We start from the raw sequence: 19,841 nt of genomic DNA, 5'->3' as shown, positions 1-19,841 counted from the left end.
GTGGGGCGCCGGCGGTCGCCGCACAGGATCAGGAGGTTGTTCATGGCCAGGCAGGAACGGGCAGAGGTGACACGGAGCGCCATCATCGACGGCGCGGCGCGGGCCTTCGACCACGCGGGCTTCTCCGGTACGAGTCTCAGTGACATCGTCAAGGAGGCCGGCGTCACGAAGGGCGCCCTGTACTTCCACTTCGCCTCGAAGGAAGAACTCGCCCAGGCCGTGATCGACGAGCAGTTCTCCATCTGGGAGACGATGCGGGACATCGACCGCCCCGGGGTCCAGACGGTGATCGACCTGGTCCACGGGATGGCGCGGCAGCTTCAGGAGAGCGTCCGGGTCCGGGCCGGCATCCGGCTGGTGATCGAGCAGAGCAACGTGTCGGGCGTCAGCGCCGAGCCGTACGTGAAGTGGATCGAACTCATCCGCAACTGCCTGTCCCAGGCGCAGGGCCGGGGCGACGTCAGGCCGGAGGTCGACGTCGACCACGCCGCGAACCTGATCGTCGGCTGCTGGACGGGACTCCAGCTCAGTTCCCAAGTGCTCGCCGGGCGCCGCGACCTGACCGAGCGCACGACCCAGATGTGGCAGATGCTGCTGCCCGGTCTCGTGCCGGTGCGCCGTCTGGGCCGCTTCGACGTGGCGGGCGGCGCGGACCCCGTGATGGACGAGCGCGCCGTCCCGATGAGCGCGTAACCCCACCCGGCCGGACCCCGCTTCCCGGTCCCCGGAAGCCAGGTCCGGCCGCGCGCGTGGGCACGTGCCAGCGGTGACGCCGCGCCGGGAGGGCGGCGCCGGGCCCGCGAAAAAGCCCTCCACAGGGGAGGGCTGGGTGGTGGCGCCCCCGGCAGGACTCGAACCTGCGGCCAAGCGCTTAGAAGGCGCCTGCTCTATCCACTGAGCTACGGGGGCCGGATCATGGCCTCGGCCGGCCTGGGCCCGGGGCTGGGCGGGTCCCGGACCTTGCCGGGGACAAGGATAGGGCTCCGATCGCCTAGGGCCGGTTGCTTCACCTGCGTGGCACGATGTGGAGGTTCGGTGAAGCGAACCCGATAATCGCAGGCGAGTGCGAATCGCGCACCGCTTTTGGCGTCTCCCGCCCCGGGCGTTGTGCACTCGTTATGCCTGCGCCCCGCTCGTACCGCCCGCCTGCCCGCCGCCAATCGGCGCGCAGATGCGCGCAGAGGTGCCTTTAGGCTTCTAAAAGACTCCAAAATTGGGCATTCTTCGCATGTGGTGACCTTGGACGCACGGCCTCAGCTGATCGACGCACTCTCCGCCCTGCGCGACCGTGTCGCCGCCGTGCGCCTCCCGCTCCCCCTACCAGGGGCTCCGCGCGCCCGGCAGACACGGATCGAGTTGCTGGCGCAGCTCGACGACTACCTGCTGCCCCGGCTGAAACAGCCCGAAGCGCCCGTGCTCGCCGTCATCGGCGGCTCCACCGGAGCCGGCAAGTCGACCCTCGTCAACTCACTCGTCGGCCGGCGGGTGAGCGAGTCCGGCGTCCTGCGGCCCACGACGCGCACGCCCGTGCTGGTCTGCCACCCGGACGATCACCACTGGTTCGCGAACCTCCGCGTACTGCCGCAGCTCACACGCGTATGGCTGCCCCGCCAGGAGGGCGAGGAGGACGCCGGGCCGCCGGACGGCGAGAAGGGCGGCGGGGACACGCTCAGGGTCGAGACCGTGGGGACGCTGCCGCGTGGCCTCGCCCTGCTCGACGCGCCCGACATCGACTCGCTCGTCGCCCGGAACCGGGTGCTCGCCGCCGAGCTGATCTGCGCCGCCGACGTCTGGGTGATGGTGACGACCGCCTCCCGGTACGCCGACGCCGTGCCCTGGCACCTGCTGCGTACCGCGAAGGAGTACGACGCCACCCTTGTCACCGTCCTCGACCGGGTTCCCCACCAGGTCATCGGCGAGGTGTCGCGGCAGTACGCCGCACTGCTCACCAAGGCCGGGCTCGGCGACGTGCCCCGGTTCACCATCCCCGAGCTCCCCGAATCGGCCGGCGGCGGAAACGGACTGCTGCCGTCCACCGCTGTCGAGCCGCTGCGGGCCTGGCTGGCACACCGGGTGCACGACCCGGCGGCCCGCCAGCAGGCCGTCGGCCGCACGGCCACCGGCGTCATCGAGTCGCTGAACGCCCGGATGCCCGAGCTCGCCGGGGCCGTCGCCGCGCAGTACGCCGCCTCCGTGCGGCTGACGGCGGACGTCGAGGAGGCGTACGAGAAGGAGGGCGCGCGGGTGCGCCGCCGGCTCCAGCGCGGCGCGGTCCTGTCCGGCGACGCGCTCACCCGCTGGCGCGGATATCCGCTGGACAGTTCGGCGGGTGAGCTTCTCGACTCGCTCGTCGCGAGCCTGACGGCGCTGCTCCAGTGCGCCGTCGCCGCCGCCGACGAGCACGTGCACGAGGCGTGGCGGCGCGAGCCCGCCGCCGACGCGGTGGTCTTCGGGATCCCCGACCGGGAGGCGGGCGAGCGCATCGGGATGGCCGCGCGGCGGTGGCGCAGGGTTCTCGAGGAACTCGCCGAGGAAGAGGTACGGGACCTCGAACGCCCGCCCGCGCCCGACGCCGAGACCGTCGCCGCCCTGCTGGCCGCCGCGCTGCTGGGCGGCCGCCGGGCCAGAACCGCCGGGGAGCGGCTGGCCGAGCGGATCGGCGCGATCGCCGCGACCCGGCTGCGCGACAAGGGCGGGGAACTGCTCACCACGTACATCGACCGCGTACTCAGCACCGAACGGGACCAGCGGCTCGCGCCGCTCGACGCCCTAGGGGTGACCCCGGAGCCGCAGGCAGAGCTCATCGCCGCGCTCTCCCTGCTGCAGAAGGAGAAGTGATCGCAAACGTGACTGCTGTGACGGACGACACGGAGGGCGTCGACGGTGTGAAGAGCGTCAGCGGACCGCAGGACCTCGGGGGACCGGACGACCCCGGCGTACGGGAGGAACTCGGCAGTACGGGGAGCGAGGCCGGCGGTGTGGCGGCGGGCGCCCCCGGCGCGGCGGCCGTCGGCGGCGCCCGGACCGGGAACGGCGCCGAGGCCGTCGGCGGCGCCCGGACCGGGAACGGCGCCGAGGCCGTCGGCGGCGCCCGGATCGCCCAGGACGCCGAGACCGTGAGCAGCGCGGGGACCGCACCGGGCACGGAGGCCGTCAACGGCGCGGGCGCGCCGGAAAGCGGGGTCGAGGGCCGGTGGGACGACGGGCTGATCGCCCGGCGCGCCGCCGAGCGCGCGGCGGTCCGGGGTGAGCGCGCCACCCGGACCCCCCGGCCCGTGCCGCCGTCGTCCGACGGCCCGCGGAACTCCGGCGACGACGCGTACGACGGCCTGTCGCCCGGCGGCGCCTACAGCGGCCGGTTGCGCGGCCGCCTCGACGCCCTGCGCGAGCTGGTCGGCCTCTCCCGCACCCGCCTCGACGGCGCCACCCTCGCCGAGGCCGGCCGCGTACTCGACGAGGCCGCCGCCCGCCAGCGGCTCTCCGCCCGCCACACGGTCGTCGCCGTCGCGGGCGCCACCGGCAGCGGCAAGTCGACGCTGTTCAACACACTCGCCGGCGTCCAGATCTCCGACACGGGACTGCGCAGGCCGACCACCTCGGCGCCGATCGCGTGCAGCTGGACCGACGGCGCCGCCGGGCTGCTGGACCGGCTCGGCATCCCCGGACGGCTGCGCCGCAGGCCGGCGCCGCTCGGCTTCCGCGACGAGGCGCTGAACGGACTGGTGCTCATCGACCTGCCCGACCACGACTCGGCCGCCACCGCCCACCGCGACCAGGTGGACCGGGTCCTCACGCTGGTGGACGCGGTGATCTGGGTCGTCGACCCGGAGAAGTACGCCGACGCCGTGCTGCACGAGCGCTACCTGCGGCCGCTCGCCGGCCACGCGGAGGTGACCTTCGTGGTGCTCAACCAGGTGGACCGGCTGCCGGGCGACGCCGCCGACCTGGTCCTCGACGATCTGCGCAGGCTGCTCGACGAGGACGGCATGGCGCTCGGCGAGCACGGCGAACCCGGCGCGACGGTCCTGGCCCTGTCCGCGCTCACCGGCGAGGGCGTGGGCGAACTGCGCGAGATGCTGGGCCAGTTCGTACAGGAGAGGGGAGCCCCCGCCCGCCGCCTGTCCGCCGACGTGGACGCCGCCGCGGCCCGGCTGCGTCCCGTCTACGTCGCCGACGGGCGGCGGCCGCCGGAACTGGGCGAACGGGCCCGCGCCCAGTTCACCGACCGGCTCGCGGAGGCGGTGGGCGCGGCGGCCGTGGGCGAGGCGGCCGAGCGGGAATGGCGCAGGAACGCGGGCAAGTCGTGCGGGACGCCGTGGCTGAGGCTGTGGCGCTGGTACGAGCAGAGCCGCGCGCTGGGGGCCGGCATCGACCCGATCTCCGGGCGGACGCCGACCGAGGGCGAGGAGGAGGAGATCACCGCCCGCCAGCGCGTGGAGCAGGCCGTGCGCACGGTCGCCGACGAGGCCGCCGCCGGCCTGCCCGCCCCCTGGGCGCAGGCGGTGCGGGAGTCGGCGGTGCGCGGCGCGGCCGGGCTGCCCGAGGAACTGGACGTACTGGCGGTACGGGCCGGCCTGCCCCGGGGAAGGCCGCCCAGGCCCGCGTGGTGGCCGGCGGCGGTGCTGACCCAGGCCGCCATGACGCTGCTCCAGATCTTCGGCGGGCTGTGGCTGGTGGGCCAGATCGTGGGCGTCCTGGAGCCGCGGTTGCTGCCGCCCGTCCTGGTGATGCTCGCCGGCATCCTCGGCGGCCCGCTGGTCGAGTGGGCGTGCGCGGTGGCGGCCAGGGGACCGGCGCGGCGTTACGGGCAGGACGCCGAGCGGCGCCTGCGGGAGGCGGCCGCCGGCTGCGGCCGGGCACGGGTGCTGGACCCGGTGTCGGCCGAGCTGATGCGGTACTGGGAGGTGCGGGAGCAGTACGTGGCGGTGACGGGCCTGTCCACAACCGGCCGGTAGTCCACAGGCCCCGGTGGGCCCGCCGCGACCGGTCCAGCATGGAACCGGGTCGCGCAGGGCGGACCGGAACGGTGAGGGCAGCGGGGGAGCCGGAATGAGCGAGACATGGGTGACGCTGGTGGGCAACGCCGCCACGGGGGTGGACTACCGGGACTCGGCGACGGGCGCGGTGGCGCGCTTCCGGCTGGCGGTGACGGTCCGGTACTGGGACCGGCAGAACGAGAGCTGGGCGGACGGGCACTCCAGTTTCTACACGGTGTGGGCGCGGCGGTCGCTGGCGGCGAATCTGGCCGGTTCGGTGTCCGTCGGGGAGCCGCTGCTGGTGCACGGGCGGTTGCGGGTGCGGGACGAGGAGAAGGACGGCCGGCGGAGATTCTCCGCCGACATCGAGGCGCTGGCGGTCGGACACGACATGACGCGCGGCACGTCCGCCTTCAGGCGGGTGGTGAAGGGAGATCCGCTGCTGACCCGGCGTCCGGCGGCCGACGTACGCAACTCGGCCGAACCGCACGGCGATTTGTCGACAGAGCAGGTGCGTCCAGGTGCTGGGCGATAACGATTCCGATTCGGAATGGCTATCTGACGGTATGACAGGGGGCTGTCGTTGCCCGCCTCTCTAGGATTTCCGGATACTCACGGGGCACTTGAGGCCGGCGAGGCGCTCCCCCACTGTCGCACCCGAGCGAAAGGGCCTCGCCCGAAGGGGAATTCTGTGTTGTCTGCTTTCTCTGCGTTGTTCGTACGGGGGCGGAGCTCCGCCCGCCCGGCCGCCGTGACCCTGGCGGCGGGACTGGTGGCCGCGGGGGCGCTGGCCGTGGCGGGACCGGCCGCCGCCGATGAGGCGCCGCAGCACCAGGGCGGTGCGGCGGCCACGCTCGACGGGCTGAAGACGTACGACAGGGCCGTCCTGCGCACGGAGGCCGGCGACCAGCAGATGCCCGCCGGGCTGTTCGAGATGACCGTCGAAGGCGGCGGCACCCTCAAGACGTACTGCGTCGACGTCCACCGCCCGACGCAGGAGCAGGCCAAGTACCTGGAGACCTCCTGGGACCAGACCTCGCTCGGCGCCAACCGGGACGCCGGCAAGATCCGCTGGATCCTGGAGCACTCGTACCCGCAGGTCAACAACCTGAGCGCGCTGGCCAAGCGGGCCGGGGTCGACTCGCTGACCGAGCAGACGGCGGCCGCCGGCACCCAGGTCGCGATCTGGCGGTACTCCGACCACGTCAGGGTCGACGCGCTCGACCCGAAGGCGGAGAAGCTCGCGGACTTCCTGGAGAAGAACGCGCGCGCCGCCGCCGAACCGAGGGCCTCCCTGACGCTGGAGCCGAACGCCGTCTCCGGCAGGGCGGGCGGAAGGCTCGGCCCCGTCACCGTCCGCACCAACGCCGACCGCGTCACCGTGGCCCCGCCCGCCGACGCCGCCAACGGCGTCCGGATCGTCGGCAAGGACGGCAAGCCCGTCACCACCGCCGTCGACGGCGGCCGGCTGTACTTCGACGTGCCCGCCGACGCGGCCGACGGCTCGTCCTCCCTGACCGTCCAGGCCACCACCTCGGTGCCGGTCGGCCGGGCCTTCACCGGGACCACGCAGAGCCAGACCCAGATCCTGGCCGGCTCCAGCGAGTCGACCGTCTCCGCCGACGCGACCGCCACCTGGGCGAAGAAGGGCCCCGCCCCGGCGCTGTGGGCCCGGAAGAACTGCGCGAAGGGCGGCGTGGACATCACCGCCGCCAACCGGGGCGACGAGCCGTTCACCTTCGAGCTCATGGGCTCCGAGCACACCGTCGCCCCCGGCCGGTCGCTGACCGTCACGGTCCCGGTACGGGAGGACCAGGCGTACGACTTCACCATCGAGGGCCCCGGCGGTCTGGAGAAGAACTTCACGGGCATCCTCGACTGCGAGACCTCCGTCGCCACCGGCGCGGGCACCGGCACCATGGACCAGCCGGGCAGCGGGCCCAGCCCCGCGACGGCCGGTGAGGCCCCGCTCGCCGAGGACGGCCTGGACCTGGCGGAGACGGGCAGCTCCAACGCCACTCCCATGATCCTCGGCATCGCGGTCGTCTTCGTCGTCCTGGGCATCGCCGCGGTCCTGTTCGTCCGCAAGAAGCAGCCCGCCTCCGACGACGAGTAGAGGCCGCGCACCTGCGGCCGGAAACGGCGACACCCGGTCACCGACCGGTCACAACGGCCCCTTCGCGCCTTGCCGCGAAGGGGCCGTCGCCGCACGAGTCGCCCTACCCGTTTCCGTCCCGGGGTGGACGTCAGGCAAGATGGGGTGTATCTGCCCACACATCGATTGCCGGACGGTTTCTCTTGGCTGAGTACATCTACACGATGCGCAAGACGCGCAAGGCGCACGGCGACAAGGTGATCCTTGACGACGTCACGCTGAGCTTCCTGCCGGGAGCGAAGATCGGTGTGGTGGGTCCCAACGGTGCCGGTAAGTCCACGGTGCTGAAGATCATGGCCGGACTGGAGCAGCCGTCCAACGGTGACGCGTTCCTGTCGCCCGGCTTCAGCGTCGGCATCCTCATGCAGGAGCCGAAGCTCGACGAGTCCAAGACCGTGCTGGAGAACGTCCAGGACGGCGCCGCCGAGATCATGGGCAAGCTCACGCGCTTCAACGAGGTCGCCGAGCTCATGGCGACCGACTACTCCGACGCGCTGCTCGAAGAGATGGGCAAGCTCCAGGAGGACCTCGACCACGCCAACGCCTGGGACCTCGACGCCCAGCTCGAGCAGGCCATGGACGCGCTCGGCTGCCCGCCCGGCGACTGGCCCGTCACCAACCTCTCCGGTGGCGAGAAGCGCCGCGTCGCGCTGTGCAAGCTGCTGATCGAGGCGCCCGACCTGCTCCTCCTCGACGAGCCCACCAACCACCTCGACGCCGAGTCGGTGAACTGGCTGGAGCAGCACCTCTCGAAGTACGCGGGCGCCGTCGTCGCCGTCACTCACGACCGGTACTTCCTGAACAACGTCGCCGAGTGGATCCTCGAGCTCGACCGCGGCCGCGCGATCCCCTACGAGGGCAACTACTCGACGTACCTCGACAAGAAGGCCGCCCGCCTCAAGGTCGAGGGCCGCAAGGACGAGAAGCGCGCCAAGCGGCTCAAGGAAGAGCTCGAGTGGGTCCGCTCCAACGCCAAGGGCCGCCAGACCAAGTCGAAGGCGCGTCTCGCCCGGTACGAGGAGATGGCCGCCGAGGCGGACAAGATGCGGAAGCTGGACTTCGAGGAGATCCAGATCCCGCCGGGCCCGCGTCTGGGTTCCATCGTGGTCGAGGTCAACAACCTCTCCAAGGCGTTCGGTGACAAGGTCCTGATCGACGACCTGTCGTTCACGCTGCCGCGCAACGGCATCGTCGGCGTCATCGGCCCGAACGGCGCCGGCAAGACCACGCTGTTCAAGATGCTCCAGGGTCTGGAGACCCCGGACTCCGGCGCGATCAAGGTCGGCGAGACCGTCAAGATCTCGTACGTCGACCAGAGCCGCGCCAACATCGACCCCAAGAAGACCCTCTGGGCGGTCGTGTCGGACGAGCTCGACTACATCAACGTCGGCCAGGTCGAGATGCCTTCGCGGGCGTACGTCTCCGCGTTCGGCTTCAAGGGCCCGGACCAGCAGAAGCCGGCCGGCGTCCTGTCCGGCGGTGAGCGCAACCGCCTCAACCTGGCCCTGACGCTCAAGGAGGGCGGCAACCTGCTGCTCCTCGACGAGCCGACGAACGACCTGGACGTCGAGACCCTGTCGTCGCTGGAGAACGCGCTGCTCGAGTTCCCGGGCGCGGCCGTGGTCATCTCCCACGACCGCTGGTTCCTGGACCGGGTCGCGACGCACATCCTCGCGTACGAGGGCGAGTCGAAGTGGTACTGGTTCGAGGGCAACTTCGAGTCGTACGAGAAGAACAAGGTCGAGCGGCTCGGCGCGGACGCGACGCGTCCGCACCGCGCCACGTACAAGAAGCTGACGCGGGGCTGATCTTGTCGCGTCACATTTACCGCTGTCCTCTGCGCTGGTCGGACATGGACGCCTTCGGGCACGTCAACAACGTCGTCTTCCTCCGGTATCTGGAGGAAGCGCGCATCGACTTCATGTTCCGGCTGGCGCCGGGGGACGGCTCGCCGTCGTTCGCGGGCGGGTCCGTCGTGGCCCGGCACGAGATCGACTACAAGCTGCCGCTGGTCCACCGGCACGAGCCGGTGACCATCGAGTCGTGGGTCACGAAGATAGGCGCGGCGTCGCTGACGATCGCGTACGAGGTCAAGGACACGGACCCCGACGGCTCCGAGCGCGTGTACGTGCGCGCCTCGACGGTCGTCGTGCCGTACGACCTCGAAGCGGCGCGGCCGCGCCGGATCTCGGCGGAGGAGAAGTCGTTCCTCCTGGAGTACCTGGACGACGGCGACGGCGGCCGGGCCGGCCGGCGTTCCCCGCAGGGGGCTGTCGCAGCATGACGGCGCACGGGCGGCGGCTGGTGCTCGCCGACGCGGGGGAGGCGGCCGATCTCGCCGCCTTCCTCGGCCGGCTGATCCACTACGACCGGGCCGCGGCGGTGCGCCTCCAGGCGGGCGGCGGGGCGGTGGCCGTTTTCGGGCGGCCGCCGTCGTTCGAGGTGCTGGCCGTCCGCACGTCCCGCCTCGCGGTCGCCGTCGCGGCCGGCGGTGGCGCGGGCCCCGGCGTCGGCCCGGACGACCCGGCCGGGCTGGACGTCACCGTCTCGGCCGGTGAACTGCTCGAAGGCATCGACGAGGGCGCCGGGGTGGTCGTGGTGCCGAAAGCCGTGACCGGGCCGCCGTGGGCCGGTGTGCTGCCGCCCCGCGGCGGGTGGCGGCAGGTTCCCGGGCTGCCGGGACCCGACGCCATGCGCGCGGTGGTCGCCGCCGCGATCGCGGAGTTCCGGGCCCGGGACGAGTCGCTGGCGCCGGACGACCGGACCCGGGCCGCCCGGGACCGTATCGGCCGGGAGATCTGGTCCCGCACGCTGGGCGAGACGGAGCTGCCGCTGCGGGCCGTGCACGCCGCCCACTCGCTCGGCTTCCTGCGTCCCGGCGCGGACCCGGCCGCGGTGGCGCTGCTGTCCGCCGCGGGCTGGCTGCGGCTGCGCACCCCGTACGGCTCGGTGGCGGTACGCCGCGCGGGGCTCGGGGTGCTCTCGGTGGCCCCGGTGTAGGTACGGCCGGCCGGGTCCCGGGCGACTCTGCCGCCCGGAAGGCCGGAGTCCCGAATTCCCGCAATGTTCGGCCGCCCGGAAGCGGGCGGCTGCCTCATGACGGCTCAACCGCCCGGCGGCCCGACGAGGCAACCGCCCGCGCGTCCGCGGCCGGTGCGCGGCGAGTGGCGCAGCCCCGCGTCGCCGACCGGGGCGGAGAAGGCGTCGAGGGTCGCGGGCACCGGTCCGGCGCCGGGCGTGTCAGCCGTCGGTGTTGAGCATCGACGCGGCGGCGTACGTGAGGTAGTTCCACAACTGCCGCTCGTGCTCCTCGGACAGCCCGATGTCGTCGACGGCGACGCGCATGTGCTTGAGCCAGGCGTCGTGCGCGGCCTTGTCGACGGTGAAGGGCGCGTGCCGCATCCGCAGGCGCGGATGGCCGCGGTTGTCGCTGTACGTACGGGGTCCGCCCCAGTACTGCATCAGGAAGAGGGCCAGCCGCTCCTCGGCGGGGCCCAGATCCTCCTCCGGGTACATGGGTTTGAGCAGCGGGTCCTCCGCGACTCCCTGGTAGAACCGGTGCACCAGGCGCCGAAAGGTCTCCTCGCCGCCGACCTGCTCGTAGAAGGTCTGCTCCTGAAGCGTGCCGCGCGGAATCTCGTTCACGCGTCCATCGTCTCAGACGGACCGGCCGACGACCTAAGGACCAGGACCGGCCCCGGCCGTTCCCGGCCACGACGGCCGCCGCCCCGCCCCCAGCCACTCGCCTCACGGCCCCCGCCGCGCGACAGTGGGCCTATGGGCGCACCTCACACGGACACGTACGCCGAGGCACGCGCGGCGCTGGTACGGGAGATGGCGGCGGCCGGCGTCCTCGGCGACCCCGCCTGGCGCGCGGCCTTCGCCGAGGTCCCGCGCCACCTGTTCGTGCCGTACTACTACGTCGCCGGCCCGGGGGGTCACCAGCGGCTGTGGGGTGAGGACCCCGACCCCGAGCGCCGGGAGCGGTGGCTGCGCGGGGTGTACTCGGACACCCCGCTGGCCACACGCGTGCGCGGGAGCGAACTCGTCTCCTCCAGCAGCCAGCCGTCGCTGATGGCGGAGATGCTGGACGAACTCGACGTACGGGACGGGCACGCCGTGCTGGAGATCGGCGCGGGCACCGGGTACAACGCGGCGCTGCTCGCGCACCGCCTCGGCGACCGGCTGGTCACCACGGTGGACCTCGAACCGGAGATCACCGAGTCGGCGCGCAGGCACCTGGAGGCGGCCGGCCACCGCCCGGCGGTGGTCACCGGCGACGGCGCGCTCGGCTGTCCCGCCCGGGCCCCCTTCGACCGGATCATCGCGACCTGCGCCCTGCCGTCGGTGCCGCGCGCCTGGCTCTCGCAGTGCCGGCCGGGGGCGCGGATCCTGGCGCCGCTGATGACCGGCCTGATCGCGCTGGACGTACGGGACGCCACGCACGCCGAGGGGCGCTTCCTGCACACGCCCGCGTACTTCGTCCCGCTGCGCGGAGCGGTGGACGGGGCGGCGCCGGGGCACACGGGCGGGCTGCCCCGGCGCGCGGTGGAGAACGACTTGTTCCGCTTCATGCTCGCCCTGACCGCGGGCAGCATGGACCCGCACGAGGTACTCACGCTGTGGCACCGCGAGCACCGGCCGCCGAGGGAGCGCTTCGGCGTCACGATCACCGAGACCGGGGAATGGGCGTGGCTGGACGACCCGAGAGGCCCCTACGCGTGGCCCCTGGGCCGGCCGGCCGGGACTTCCTAACCCCTGCGGACCGTGATCGTCGTCCAGGCGCCCACGTGGACGCGGTCGCCGTCCTGGAGCGGGACCGGCACGTACGGCTGGATCGGGTCCTCGGCGCCGTTCACCGTGGTGCCGTTCGTCGAGTTCTGGTCGACGACCGCCCAGGAGCCGTCGGGCTGCTGGACCAGGACCGCGTGCTGGTGCGAGACGCCCGGGTCCTCCGGCGGCACGGACAGGTCGATGTCCGGCGCCTCGCCCGTGCTGTGGCGGCGGCGGCCGATGGTGACCTGGTTGCCCGTGAGCGGGCGCTGCTGCGCGGGCGAGTACGCGGGCAGGTTGAGGCCCGCCGCGTCGGGGCCGCTGCGCTGCATCATCGCCATGAAGTACTCGCGGTCGGGGCCCACGGTCGCGGTCCAGCCGGCCGGAGCGGGCGGCTGCCCCTGGAACTGCTGCTGCGGGGGCTGAGCCTGCTGGGGCGCCTGCTGCTGGTGAGGCTGCTGCTGGTGCTGCGGCTGCTGCTGAAGGTGGTGCTGCTGGTGCTGCGGACGCTGCTGCTGCGACGGCGGGGGCAGCATCCAGTCGTCCTCGCCGTTGCGCTCCCGCTGCGGGGGAGCCGGCGGCTGCTGGTGCTGCGGCGGCGCGTGCGGTGCCTGCTGCTGGAACGACGGCGGCGGACCCGGCTGCTGCTGCTGGAACGGCGGCTGCTGGAAGCCGGGCGGCGGCCCCTGGCGGCCCGACGGCTCGGGCGCGAGCGGCTCGGCCGGCCGGTTCACCTGTGACGGGCGCGAGCCCTGGTACTCGTACGCGGGCGGCGGGCCCTGCGGCGGCCGGCCCTGCGGCCGGGCCTGGAAGCCGGGCGGCAGGTTGAGGTCGGAAGCGGGGCCGGAGTTCTGCGGGGCCACGGGTGTGTAGGAGGTCGCCGTGTTGGTGAGGTAGTTCCAGCGGCACTCCTCACAGAACGGGGCCATCGCCTCGCGCGGCGTGCGGCACTGCGGGCAGATCTCCGCCTGCGCGGTCGCGTCCGGCCCGGGGGGCGGGAAGCCGTAACCCGATCCGGGACCGGGAGCGGACCCGGATCCCGGGCCCTGCGGGTAGCCGTAACCGGGGGCGGGCGGCGGCGGGGGAGGCGGCGGCACGGCGCCGGCCATGCGATGGCCGCAGACCTCGCACCAGTCGTCGGAACCCGACTGGTGTCCGTTCGGGCAGGTCGGCATGTCGGCGCTTCCCCCTCTCTCGTCCGGCCCGAAGGCCGCAAATCGGTACTTCTTGCAGCTTTATGGTTACTTCTTGACGCGAACTGTCTTGGTCGAGCGCGTTTCGAGGGTCATCTCGTCCGCTTCCGCGACCTTCGCTTTCAGTCGCACAGTACCTGTCGTCGCGTCGACGACGTCCACCACCTTCGAAAGCAGTTTCGCGGTGTCCGCGTTCCCCGAAGCGGCCGCCAACTGCACCGCGCGCCCCAGTTTCGCCGTCGCTCCGTCGAAATCGCCCGACTTGCGTGCATCCAGCCCCTGTTGGACGACCTGCGCCAGTTCGGCCTGGCCCGTGTAGTGCGCCACCTGGGGGTTGATGGAGGTGGACGCGGCCATGTCGTCCGTCCACACCGCCCGTACGAGCCCCTGGGACAGGGTCTGCGGCGTACCGCCCGCAGGGTCCGGGAGGACGAGGGAGACCCGGGCCGCGAGCATCTCCTGGCCGATGCCGGCCTCCGGGACCCGCACGCACACGTGGTAGTCGCGGGACTCGTCGCCCCAGGAGCCCGTCGGGTAGTCACCGGCGCGCGGCCCCGCCTCCGTGCGCCGCCCGGTCAGGTCCTCGACGGCGGGCGCGACCTGCTTCACGAACCGGATCTCCACGCCGACGGGCGTCCACAGCCGCAGGGCCACGTCCGCGACCTCCTTGCCCATCGCCTTCTCCGTCATCTGCGTGAAGTCCGCCGCCAGGCCCCTGGGGTCGGCGACGATCTCGGCCGTGCCGAGCAGCGCCGAGGCGATGCCGGTGACCTCCTTGACGTCCCAGTCCGTGCCGACGCCGCGCGCGTCACAGGTGAAGCGGCCCGTGCAGGCTTCCAGCGCGTTCTGCAGGTGCCTGGGCGACTCGTGCTCGTTGCGCCCGTCGGTCAGCAGGACGCCGTGCCGGATGGTCACGTCCGCCCCGGCGAGCAACTGGTCGGCCAGGCGCAGCCAGGTGCTGATCGCCGTGCCGCCGCCCGCGGTCAGGCCGTGCACGGCCTCCTTGGCCTGCGCCCTGGTCACCTGGCTCGCGGTCGCGAGGCGCCCGTTGCCCGGGTAGACCTCCGCGGCCTGGTGCGTACCGCTGACGACCGCGAAGGCGACACCGTCGCGCAAGGTGTCGACGGCGGCCGCCGTGGCCTCCCGCGCGTTGCGCATCTTGGTCGGCGGGTACTCCATCGACCCCGAGCAGTCGATCATGATCACCACCGCGGCGCCCGGCCCGCCCGGCGCCAGCCCCGCCGGTATGCACCCGGGCGAGGCCCCGGAGACCAGCCCGGAGGCTCCGCTCGTGCCGCCCCCGGTGGAGGTCACCGTCACGATCGCGTTGACCTCACGGCCGCCCTCCGGCAGGTACTCGTTCTGGTAGACGTCGACGGAGAACTGCGGCACACGCGACTTGGAGAAGTTCGCCATGGTCAATCGGCTCCTCGGGGCGGACGGAATCGCTCCACGCCCCTCCACGCGAGAGGCGGTGCGGGCGGTCGAGGCGGTGGGTGAGTGACGTGCGGTCGGAGTTCCGGGGGCCTTACGCCGTGCCGTAGGCCGATCCTGCCCCTTGCTCCGCCGTGGCGAACGGCAGCACCGCCACTGTTACGTTGTCGTGGCCCCCGGCGTCGAGCGCGTGCCCCACCAGCACCTGGGCGCAGTGCAGCGGCCGGGCGGCGGCGTCGGCCGGCGCGGCCCGCGCCATCTCGTGCGCCGCCTCCGCGTAGTTCCACAGGCCGTCGGTGCACACCACGACCACGCCCGGCCGGTCCGGCTTGAAGGAAGCGGTGTGGGGCTCCAGTTCGTACGCGTCGGCGCCCAGCCAGCCCGTGATCGCGTGGGCCCGCTCGTCGGCGTACGCCTCCGCCTCGCCCATCAGGCCGGCGGCCACCATCTGGGCCGCCCACGAGTCGTCCTCGGTGAGACGGGCGGGCGGCGCGGTGCGGTCGTCGGGCACCCAGTAGACGCGGCTGTCGCCGACCCAGCCGACCACGAGCAGACCGCTCGCCACGATCGCGCCGACCAGGGTGCAGGCGGGCGCGTTCGTGTGCCGGTGCGGATCGTGCTCCGGGCCGTCGTCCGTCTCCCCGGCCAGCAGGTTGACCGACTCGGCCGCCGCGACGATCGCGTCGTGCATCGCCTGCTGCGGATGCGTGCCGCGCGGCAGGGCGTCCAGCAGGGACTCGTTCGCGGCGGTCGCGGCGGCCGCCGACGCCTCGTCCGGCCGGGTCGCCGACGACACGCCGTCGCAGACGATCGCGACGACGGCGGGCGACCCGTCGGGCAGGGCGGCCGCCGAGACCGCGAACGCGTCCTCATTGCGGTGGTGGCGCAGGCCCCGGTCGCTGACGGCGGCCACCGCGTCCAGTTCCTGCTCCATGTGGTCGCGCTCGCGGGGCTGCGCGTGCCCGCAGTTCTCGCAGTAGCCGTCCTCGTCGATCCGGCCGGTGCGGCACGCGACGCACACCTTCACGCCCGTGCCGGACGCGGGCGCCGGCTCCGGCACGACGGAACGCGGGTCGACCGGCTGCGGCTCGGCCTCCGGCGGCGGGGGCACGGAACCGGGCGCCGCCAGGACGAAGTCGCCGGACCCGGCCGCCGCCCCGGGGGGATCGTCGTGCCGTACGGCCGCGGGCCGCTCCGCGCCCGCCGCGGGCGGCACCGTGATGGCCACCGTGGGCTGGTCCACCGGAGCCTGCGCCAGGGCGGACAGGTCGTACCCGCACGCCCCGCAGAACAGGTCCCCGGGCCCCAGCGGCTCTTCACAGCCGGGGCAGTTCGGCTCAGCAGGCAGCCGGCGCATCTGCGACATCTTTCACACCCAGGTCCGGGGGCGGAAACGGTTGGCCCGTTCCACCAGGTCGATCCTTTCCTCGCCGCGCTGCGCGAGCCGGGCGAGCACCCGGTACGAGCGTTCCAGACCGAAGCGCAGGCCGCGCTCGTCCAGTTGGCTGCCGAGCAGCGCGGTCTGCGCGGGGCGAGCCCCGTGCCCCCCGGAGAGTACCCAGTCCAGCGCGGCGCCCAGCACCTCGGTGGACAGCTGCTCCCGGCGTACGGCGTCGAGTCCGAACTGCTCCAGTGCCTCCACCTGGGCGGCCGCCGCCGTCAGGTCGTCGAGGAGCGCCTCCCGCGCGGCGCACCGGCGAAGGCGCGCGCGTACGGCGGCGACCCGGGCCGCCGTGTAGTGGATCGACGACTCGGGCACGGACTCCAGCGTGCGCACGGCGCCCTGCCTGTCGCCCGCCGCGAGCAGCACACGGGCGAGACCGAAGGCGGCGCTCACGTAACTCGGGTCGGTCGCCCATACGAGGCGGTAGTACTCGGCGGCGTTGTCGAGCTGTCCGAGGACTTCGGCGCAGACGGCCAGGGCGAGCTTGGGCGCGGCCTCGCCGGGGAACGCGTCGTAGACCGCGTCGAAGGACAGGGCGGCGTTCTCGTCGTCCCCCGAGGCGAGGGACGCGACGCCCCGGTACCAGACGACCCGCCAGTCGTCCGGGTGCTCGTGCTCCAGAGCGCGCAACGCCTGGGCGGCGGCCGCCTGTTCGTCCATCTCCAGCCGCGCCCGCAGCTCGCGCAGCCGGCGCTCGACGGAGTCCGCCGGGGCGGACCGGAGCGCGGCCACGAGCTCCGCCGGCGCGGACGCCAGCAGGCCCGCGAGGAAACCGGCGTTGGGGTCGTCCGGGTCGACCCGCGGCACCGGCAGCGCCAGCGCGGTCGCCGCCGTCCTCAGCGGCGCGAGGAACGATGTGAGCACCGGTACGCCGCCCGGCCCGACCCCGGGGGCGGCCCCCGGCGGCGCGACGGCCCCGGGCACGGTGACGGGTGCGGGCACGGCGGCCTGCGTGGCGGGGTGGGGCGCCGTGCCGGCCGCCGCCGCGCGCCGCGCCCGGCGGCCCGCCGGGACCACCCGGCCGCCCAGCAGCGACACGTCCCCCGTCAGCTCGGCGAACAACTGGGTGTCGGGAACCCGCAGTTCCGGACCGAACAGCGTGGAGAGCGCCGGGCGCGGACGGCCCGTCTGGAGCGCCACGACCTCCCGCAGCACGCCCGTCAGCTGCTCCGCCATCTCCGCCGCCGAGGCGAACCGCCGCGCCGGGTCGGGGTCCGTCGCCCGTACCAGGAGCCGGTAGAAGGACTCGTACCGCCGGAAGACCTCGATGTGGCCGGGGTCGGGCAGGCTGTCCGCGAAGACGTTCGTGTAGCCCTGGAAGTCGAAGGTCAGCACGGCCAGGGTGCGCGCCACCGTGTAGAGGTCGGAGGCGACGGACGGGCCGACCCCGGCGACCTCGGGCGCCTGGTAGCCCACCGTGCCGTAGATCGCGCTCTCGTCGTCGTCCATGCGGCGGACCGCGCCCATGTCGATGAGCTTCAGCTGGTCCTGCTGCTGGATGGCGTTGTCGACCTTGAAGTCGCAGTACAGCAGGTTGCGGCTGTGCAGGTGCCCCAGCGCCTCCAGCGCCTCGATGCCGTACGCGCACGCCTGCTCGACCGGGAGCGGGTCCCGCCTGCCCGTCGGGCCGCGCCGCTCGTTGGCGATCTCCTTGAGCGACTTGCCGCCGACGTACTCCATGACGATGTACCCGTCCAGGGAGCCGGTGCGCTGGTCGAGGTGCTCGACGAAGTTGTAGATGCGGACGATGTTGGAGTGCTCGATCTCGGCGAGGAAGCGCCGCTCGGAGATCGCCGCCGCCATCGCGTCCTGGTCGCCCGTGTCCAGCAGGCCCTTGAGCACGACCCACCGGTCCGACACCGCGCGGTCCACCGCCAGGTAGACCCAGCCCAGGCCCCCGTGCGCCAGGCAGCCCAGCACCTCGTACTGGCCGTGGACGATGTCGCCCGCGCCCAGCTTCGGCACGAAGGAGTACGGATGCCCGCACTTCGTGCAGAAGCCCTCGGTACGCCCCTTCCGGTCCCCGCGCGAACGCCCCACCGGCGCCCCGCAGTCGGAGCGCGAACAGAACCGCTTGCGCTCGGGCACCTCCGGGTTCGTCATCACGGCGGACTGCGGATCCGGGCGCGGCACGTCCGGCACGGACACCAGGCCCGCGCCCAGCCGGTTGCGCCCGGACGCGCTCGACGACGCGCCGGAGCTGCGGACCGAGACCGACCGGGAAGCGGACGCGCCCGACAGGGAGCGGGAGAGGCGGCCCGAGACCGAGCGGCGCGACGTGGACGACCGCGACGAGCGGGAGGAGGACCGCGACGAGGCCGCCGAACCGCTGCGCGCGGACGAGCTGTCGCCGCCCCCGCCGCCGTGGCCGCCGGCCGCGATCCCGGTCGGCGGGGACGACAGCATGCCTTCGCCGGGTTCCCGGCCGTGCTCGGACGGGGGAGACCCCACGGAGGCGGCGACCGGCGCGAGACCGCAGGTGCCGCAGTAGAACTCGCCGCCGCCCATGTCCTCGTACGCACCCCCGCAACCGGGGCGCAGGCACTGGCTCATGAAGGGCTCCCCGTGTGGTCGCCGGGCCCGGCCGCCCGTGGAACCAGGACTTCCGCAGCGGCCTGCTGGTACCGCAGCACCGCCTGCTCGGCGACCCGCAGGTCGCACGGCGCGCTCCACAGCATGCGGCGGGCCGCGTCGTACCGCTCGATCAGCAGCGGGTCCTCGGCCATGCCGTGCCGGGCGACCTTCGCCTTGTACGCGTCCAGCCGGCCCCGCAGCTCGGCCCGCACCGCCAGCGGCGCGGTGACGGCCGTCAACGACTCGCGGGCGCGCAGCAGTTCGTCCTCCGCCTCGCGCTCCAGGGACTCCAGGAGCGGCGAGAGCCGGTGCCACTGGGCGTGCCTGCGGTAGTCGGCCGCCAGCACCAGCCGCTCCTGGAGCGCGGTGGGCGGACCCCCGACGGCCGGGACCTCCGACGCGGCGATCTTCGCCAGCACCTCGCCGCGCGCCGATCTGGCCTCGGTCAGCGTGCGGTCCGCGCGCGAGAGCACGTCCCGCAGCCGGACCAGCCGCTGCTCGGCGTCCTGCCGTACGGTCAGGACCGCGTCGATCTCGCGCCGCACGTCCTCCAGGGCGCGGGCCGCCCGGTCGTAGCGCTCGGTGTCGGGGCGGCCGCCGCCCGGAGCCGAACTGCCCAGCCCCGGACGCCAGAACGCGAGCGGGTCGGTCACCACCTGGGCCCGCAGTGCCTTCAGCTCGTGCGTGATGTCCTCCAGGTCGTCGCCGGACGGGTGCTCACCCGGGCGTACGCCGACGGAGTGCGCCAGCGAGCGGGTGCGCTGGAGCTCCGCCGCGAGGAGGTCGATCCGGGCGGGCAGCGCGGACCACACCGCGTCCGCCGTCACGACCATGTCGAGCGACCTCGCGTACAGGTCGTTCATCCGGGACACCAGGGCCGCCAGCGTGATGTGCTCGGAGAGCCTGGCCGGTCCGGTGATCGACGGCTGGACGTGGGCGGAGGGGCTGCCCGCCACGGTCACGCTCTCGCCACGCAGGATGTCGGTCAGCTCGGCCAGGTCCGTACGGCTGGGAAGGCGCCGCCGGGCCCGCAGTTCACGGGCGGCGCGCAGGGCGGCGCTGTACGTGTCGAAGTACGACCACAGCAGGGTGATGGCTGGCTCGGTGGCGTTCCAGCGTTCCAGCGTGACGCCCGTCAGCTCGGCGCCCTCCAGCAGCCTGCGGCCCGCGTGGTCCTGGAGCGCGAGGAGCGAGGTCTCGATGGCCTCGTACTCCGCGCCGAGCCGTGCCAGCGCACGGTCCACCTCGTCCCGGTCCATCACCGGCCCGGTGGCACCCGCCGCCACGCTCAT

At 73.6% G+C, this 19,841-nt stretch carries 15 protein-coding genes and 1 tRNA gene; 9 read left to right on the top strand and 7 right to left on the bottom strand.

Annotated elements, in window-relative coordinates; genetic code table 11:
• The first annotated feature begins 42 nt into the window (after positions 1 to 42).
• The gene (locus AC07FK_RS09155) at positions 43 to 693 is read left to right on the top strand and encodes a ScbR family autoregulator-binding transcription factor (protein ID WP_479103862.1); all 651 of its coding nucleotides are present in this window, start codon (positions 43 to 45) and stop codon (positions 691 to 693) included.
• Between the two features lie 140 nt (positions 694 to 833).
• Here AC07FK_RS09155 and AC07FK_RS09150 read toward each other — a convergent pair.
• Positions 834 to 909, bottom strand: a tRNA-Arg gene (locus AC07FK_RS09150).
• Between the two features lie 330 nt (positions 910 to 1,239).
• Here AC07FK_RS09150 and AC07FK_RS09145 point away from each other — a divergent pair.
• From AC07FK_RS09145 to AC07FK_RS09115, 7 genes are all read left to right on the top strand, one after another.
• Positions 1,240 to 2,838: a dynamin family protein gene (locus AC07FK_RS09145; RefSeq protein WP_479103861.1), complete on the top strand. Its 1,599-nt coding sequence runs from the start codon at positions 1,240 to 1,242 to the stop codon at positions 2,836 to 2,838.
• A 368-nt stretch (positions 2,839 to 3,206) separates the two neighbouring features.
• Positions 3,207 to 4,955, top strand: coding sequence for a YfjP family GTPase (locus tag AC07FK_RS09140; RefSeq protein ID WP_479103958.1), 1,749 nt, complete (start codon positions 3,207 to 3,209; stop codon positions 4,953 to 4,955).
• A 94-nt stretch (positions 4,956 to 5,049) separates the two neighbouring features.
• Positions 5,050 to 5,511 (top strand): single-stranded DNA-binding protein, encoded by a 462-nt coding sequence (locus AC07FK_RS09135; RefSeq protein ID WP_479103860.1) that lies wholly within the window; start codon positions 5,050 to 5,052, stop codon positions 5,509 to 5,511.
• A gap of 156 nt (positions 5,512 to 5,667) precedes the next feature.
• Complete coding sequence (locus AC07FK_RS09130) at positions 5,668 to 7,092, top strand: Cys-Gln thioester bond-forming surface protein (protein ID WP_479103859.1); 1,425 nt, start codon at positions 5,668 to 5,670, stop codon at positions 7,090 to 7,092.
• 182 nt (positions 7,093 to 7,274) lie between these two features.
• The gene (gene ettA, locus AC07FK_RS09125; RefSeq protein ID WP_479103858.1) at positions 7,275 to 8,939 is read left to right on the top strand and encodes an energy-dependent translational throttle protein EttA; all 1,665 of its coding nucleotides are present in this window, start codon (positions 7,275 to 7,277) and stop codon (positions 8,937 to 8,939) included.
• 2 nt (positions 8,940 to 8,941) lie between these two features.
• A complete protein-coding gene (locus AC07FK_RS09120) occupies positions 8,942 to 9,415 on the top strand; it encodes an acyl-CoA thioesterase (RefSeq protein WP_479103856.1) in 474 nt (157 codons plus the stop codon).
• On the top strand, positions 9,412 to 10,131 hold the full coding sequence (locus tag AC07FK_RS09115) for a DUF8185 domain-containing protein (protein ID WP_479103855.1): 720 nt from the start codon (positions 9,412 to 9,414) through the stop codon (positions 10,129 to 10,131). The genes AC07FK_RS09120 and AC07FK_RS09115 overlap by 4 nt, the downstream gene beginning before the upstream one ends.
• Before the next feature lie 240 nt (positions 10,132 to 10,371).
• Here AC07FK_RS09115 and AC07FK_RS09110 read toward each other — a convergent pair whose 3' ends face one another.
• On the bottom strand, positions 10,372 to 10,776 hold the full coding sequence (locus AC07FK_RS09110) for a globin (protein ID WP_479103853.1): 405 nt from the start codon (positions 10,774 to 10,776) through the stop codon (positions 10,372 to 10,374).
• Between the two features lie 132 nt (positions 10,777 to 10,908).
• On the opposite strand from AC07FK_RS09110, the gene AC07FK_RS09105 reads away from it, so the two are divergent.
• Positions 10,909 to 11,886, top strand: coding sequence for a methyltransferase domain-containing protein (locus AC07FK_RS09105; RefSeq protein WP_479103851.1), 978 nt, complete (start codon positions 10,909 to 10,911; stop codon positions 11,884 to 11,886).
• Here the strand turns inward: AC07FK_RS09105 and AC07FK_RS09100 are convergent.
• From AC07FK_RS09100 to AC07FK_RS09080, 5 genes are all read right to left on the bottom strand, one after another.
• Positions 11,883 to 13,079 (bottom strand): FHA domain-containing protein, encoded by a 1,197-nt coding sequence (locus AC07FK_RS09100; protein WP_479103850.1) that lies wholly within the window; start codon positions 13,077 to 13,079, stop codon positions 11,883 to 11,885. The two genes, AC07FK_RS09105 and AC07FK_RS09100, sit on opposite strands and share 4 nt — an antisense overlap.
• Before the next feature lie 66 nt (positions 13,080 to 13,145).
• On the bottom strand, positions 13,146 to 14,513 hold the full coding sequence (locus AC07FK_RS09095) for a vWA domain-containing protein (RefSeq protein ID WP_479103848.1): 1,368 nt from the start codon (positions 14,511 to 14,513) through the stop codon (positions 13,146 to 13,148).
• 112 nt (positions 14,514 to 14,625) lie between these two features.
• Positions 14,626 to 15,897: a PP2C family protein-serine/threonine phosphatase gene (locus AC07FK_RS09090; protein WP_479103846.1), complete on the bottom strand. Its 1,272-nt coding sequence runs from the start codon at positions 15,895 to 15,897 to the stop codon at positions 14,626 to 14,628.
• Between the two features lie 3 nt (positions 15,898 to 15,900).
• Positions 15,901 to 18,528 (bottom strand): serine/threonine-protein kinase, encoded by a 2,628-nt coding sequence (locus tag AC07FK_RS09085; protein WP_479103845.1) that lies wholly within the window; start codon positions 18,526 to 18,528, stop codon positions 15,901 to 15,903.
• Entirely contained in the window at positions 18,525 to 19,808 is a 1,284-nt protein-coding gene (locus AC07FK_RS09080) for a hypothetical protein (protein WP_479103957.1), read from the bottom strand. Before AC07FK_RS09080 ends, AC07FK_RS09085 begins: the two co-directional genes overlap by 4 nt.
• Between the last annotated feature and the right edge of the window lie 33 nt (positions 19,809 to 19,841).

The sequence above is a fragment of the Streptomyces sp. NPDC046122 genome, assembly GCF_056429965.1.
This window is presented reverse-complemented; position numbering and strand designations above follow the sequence as displayed.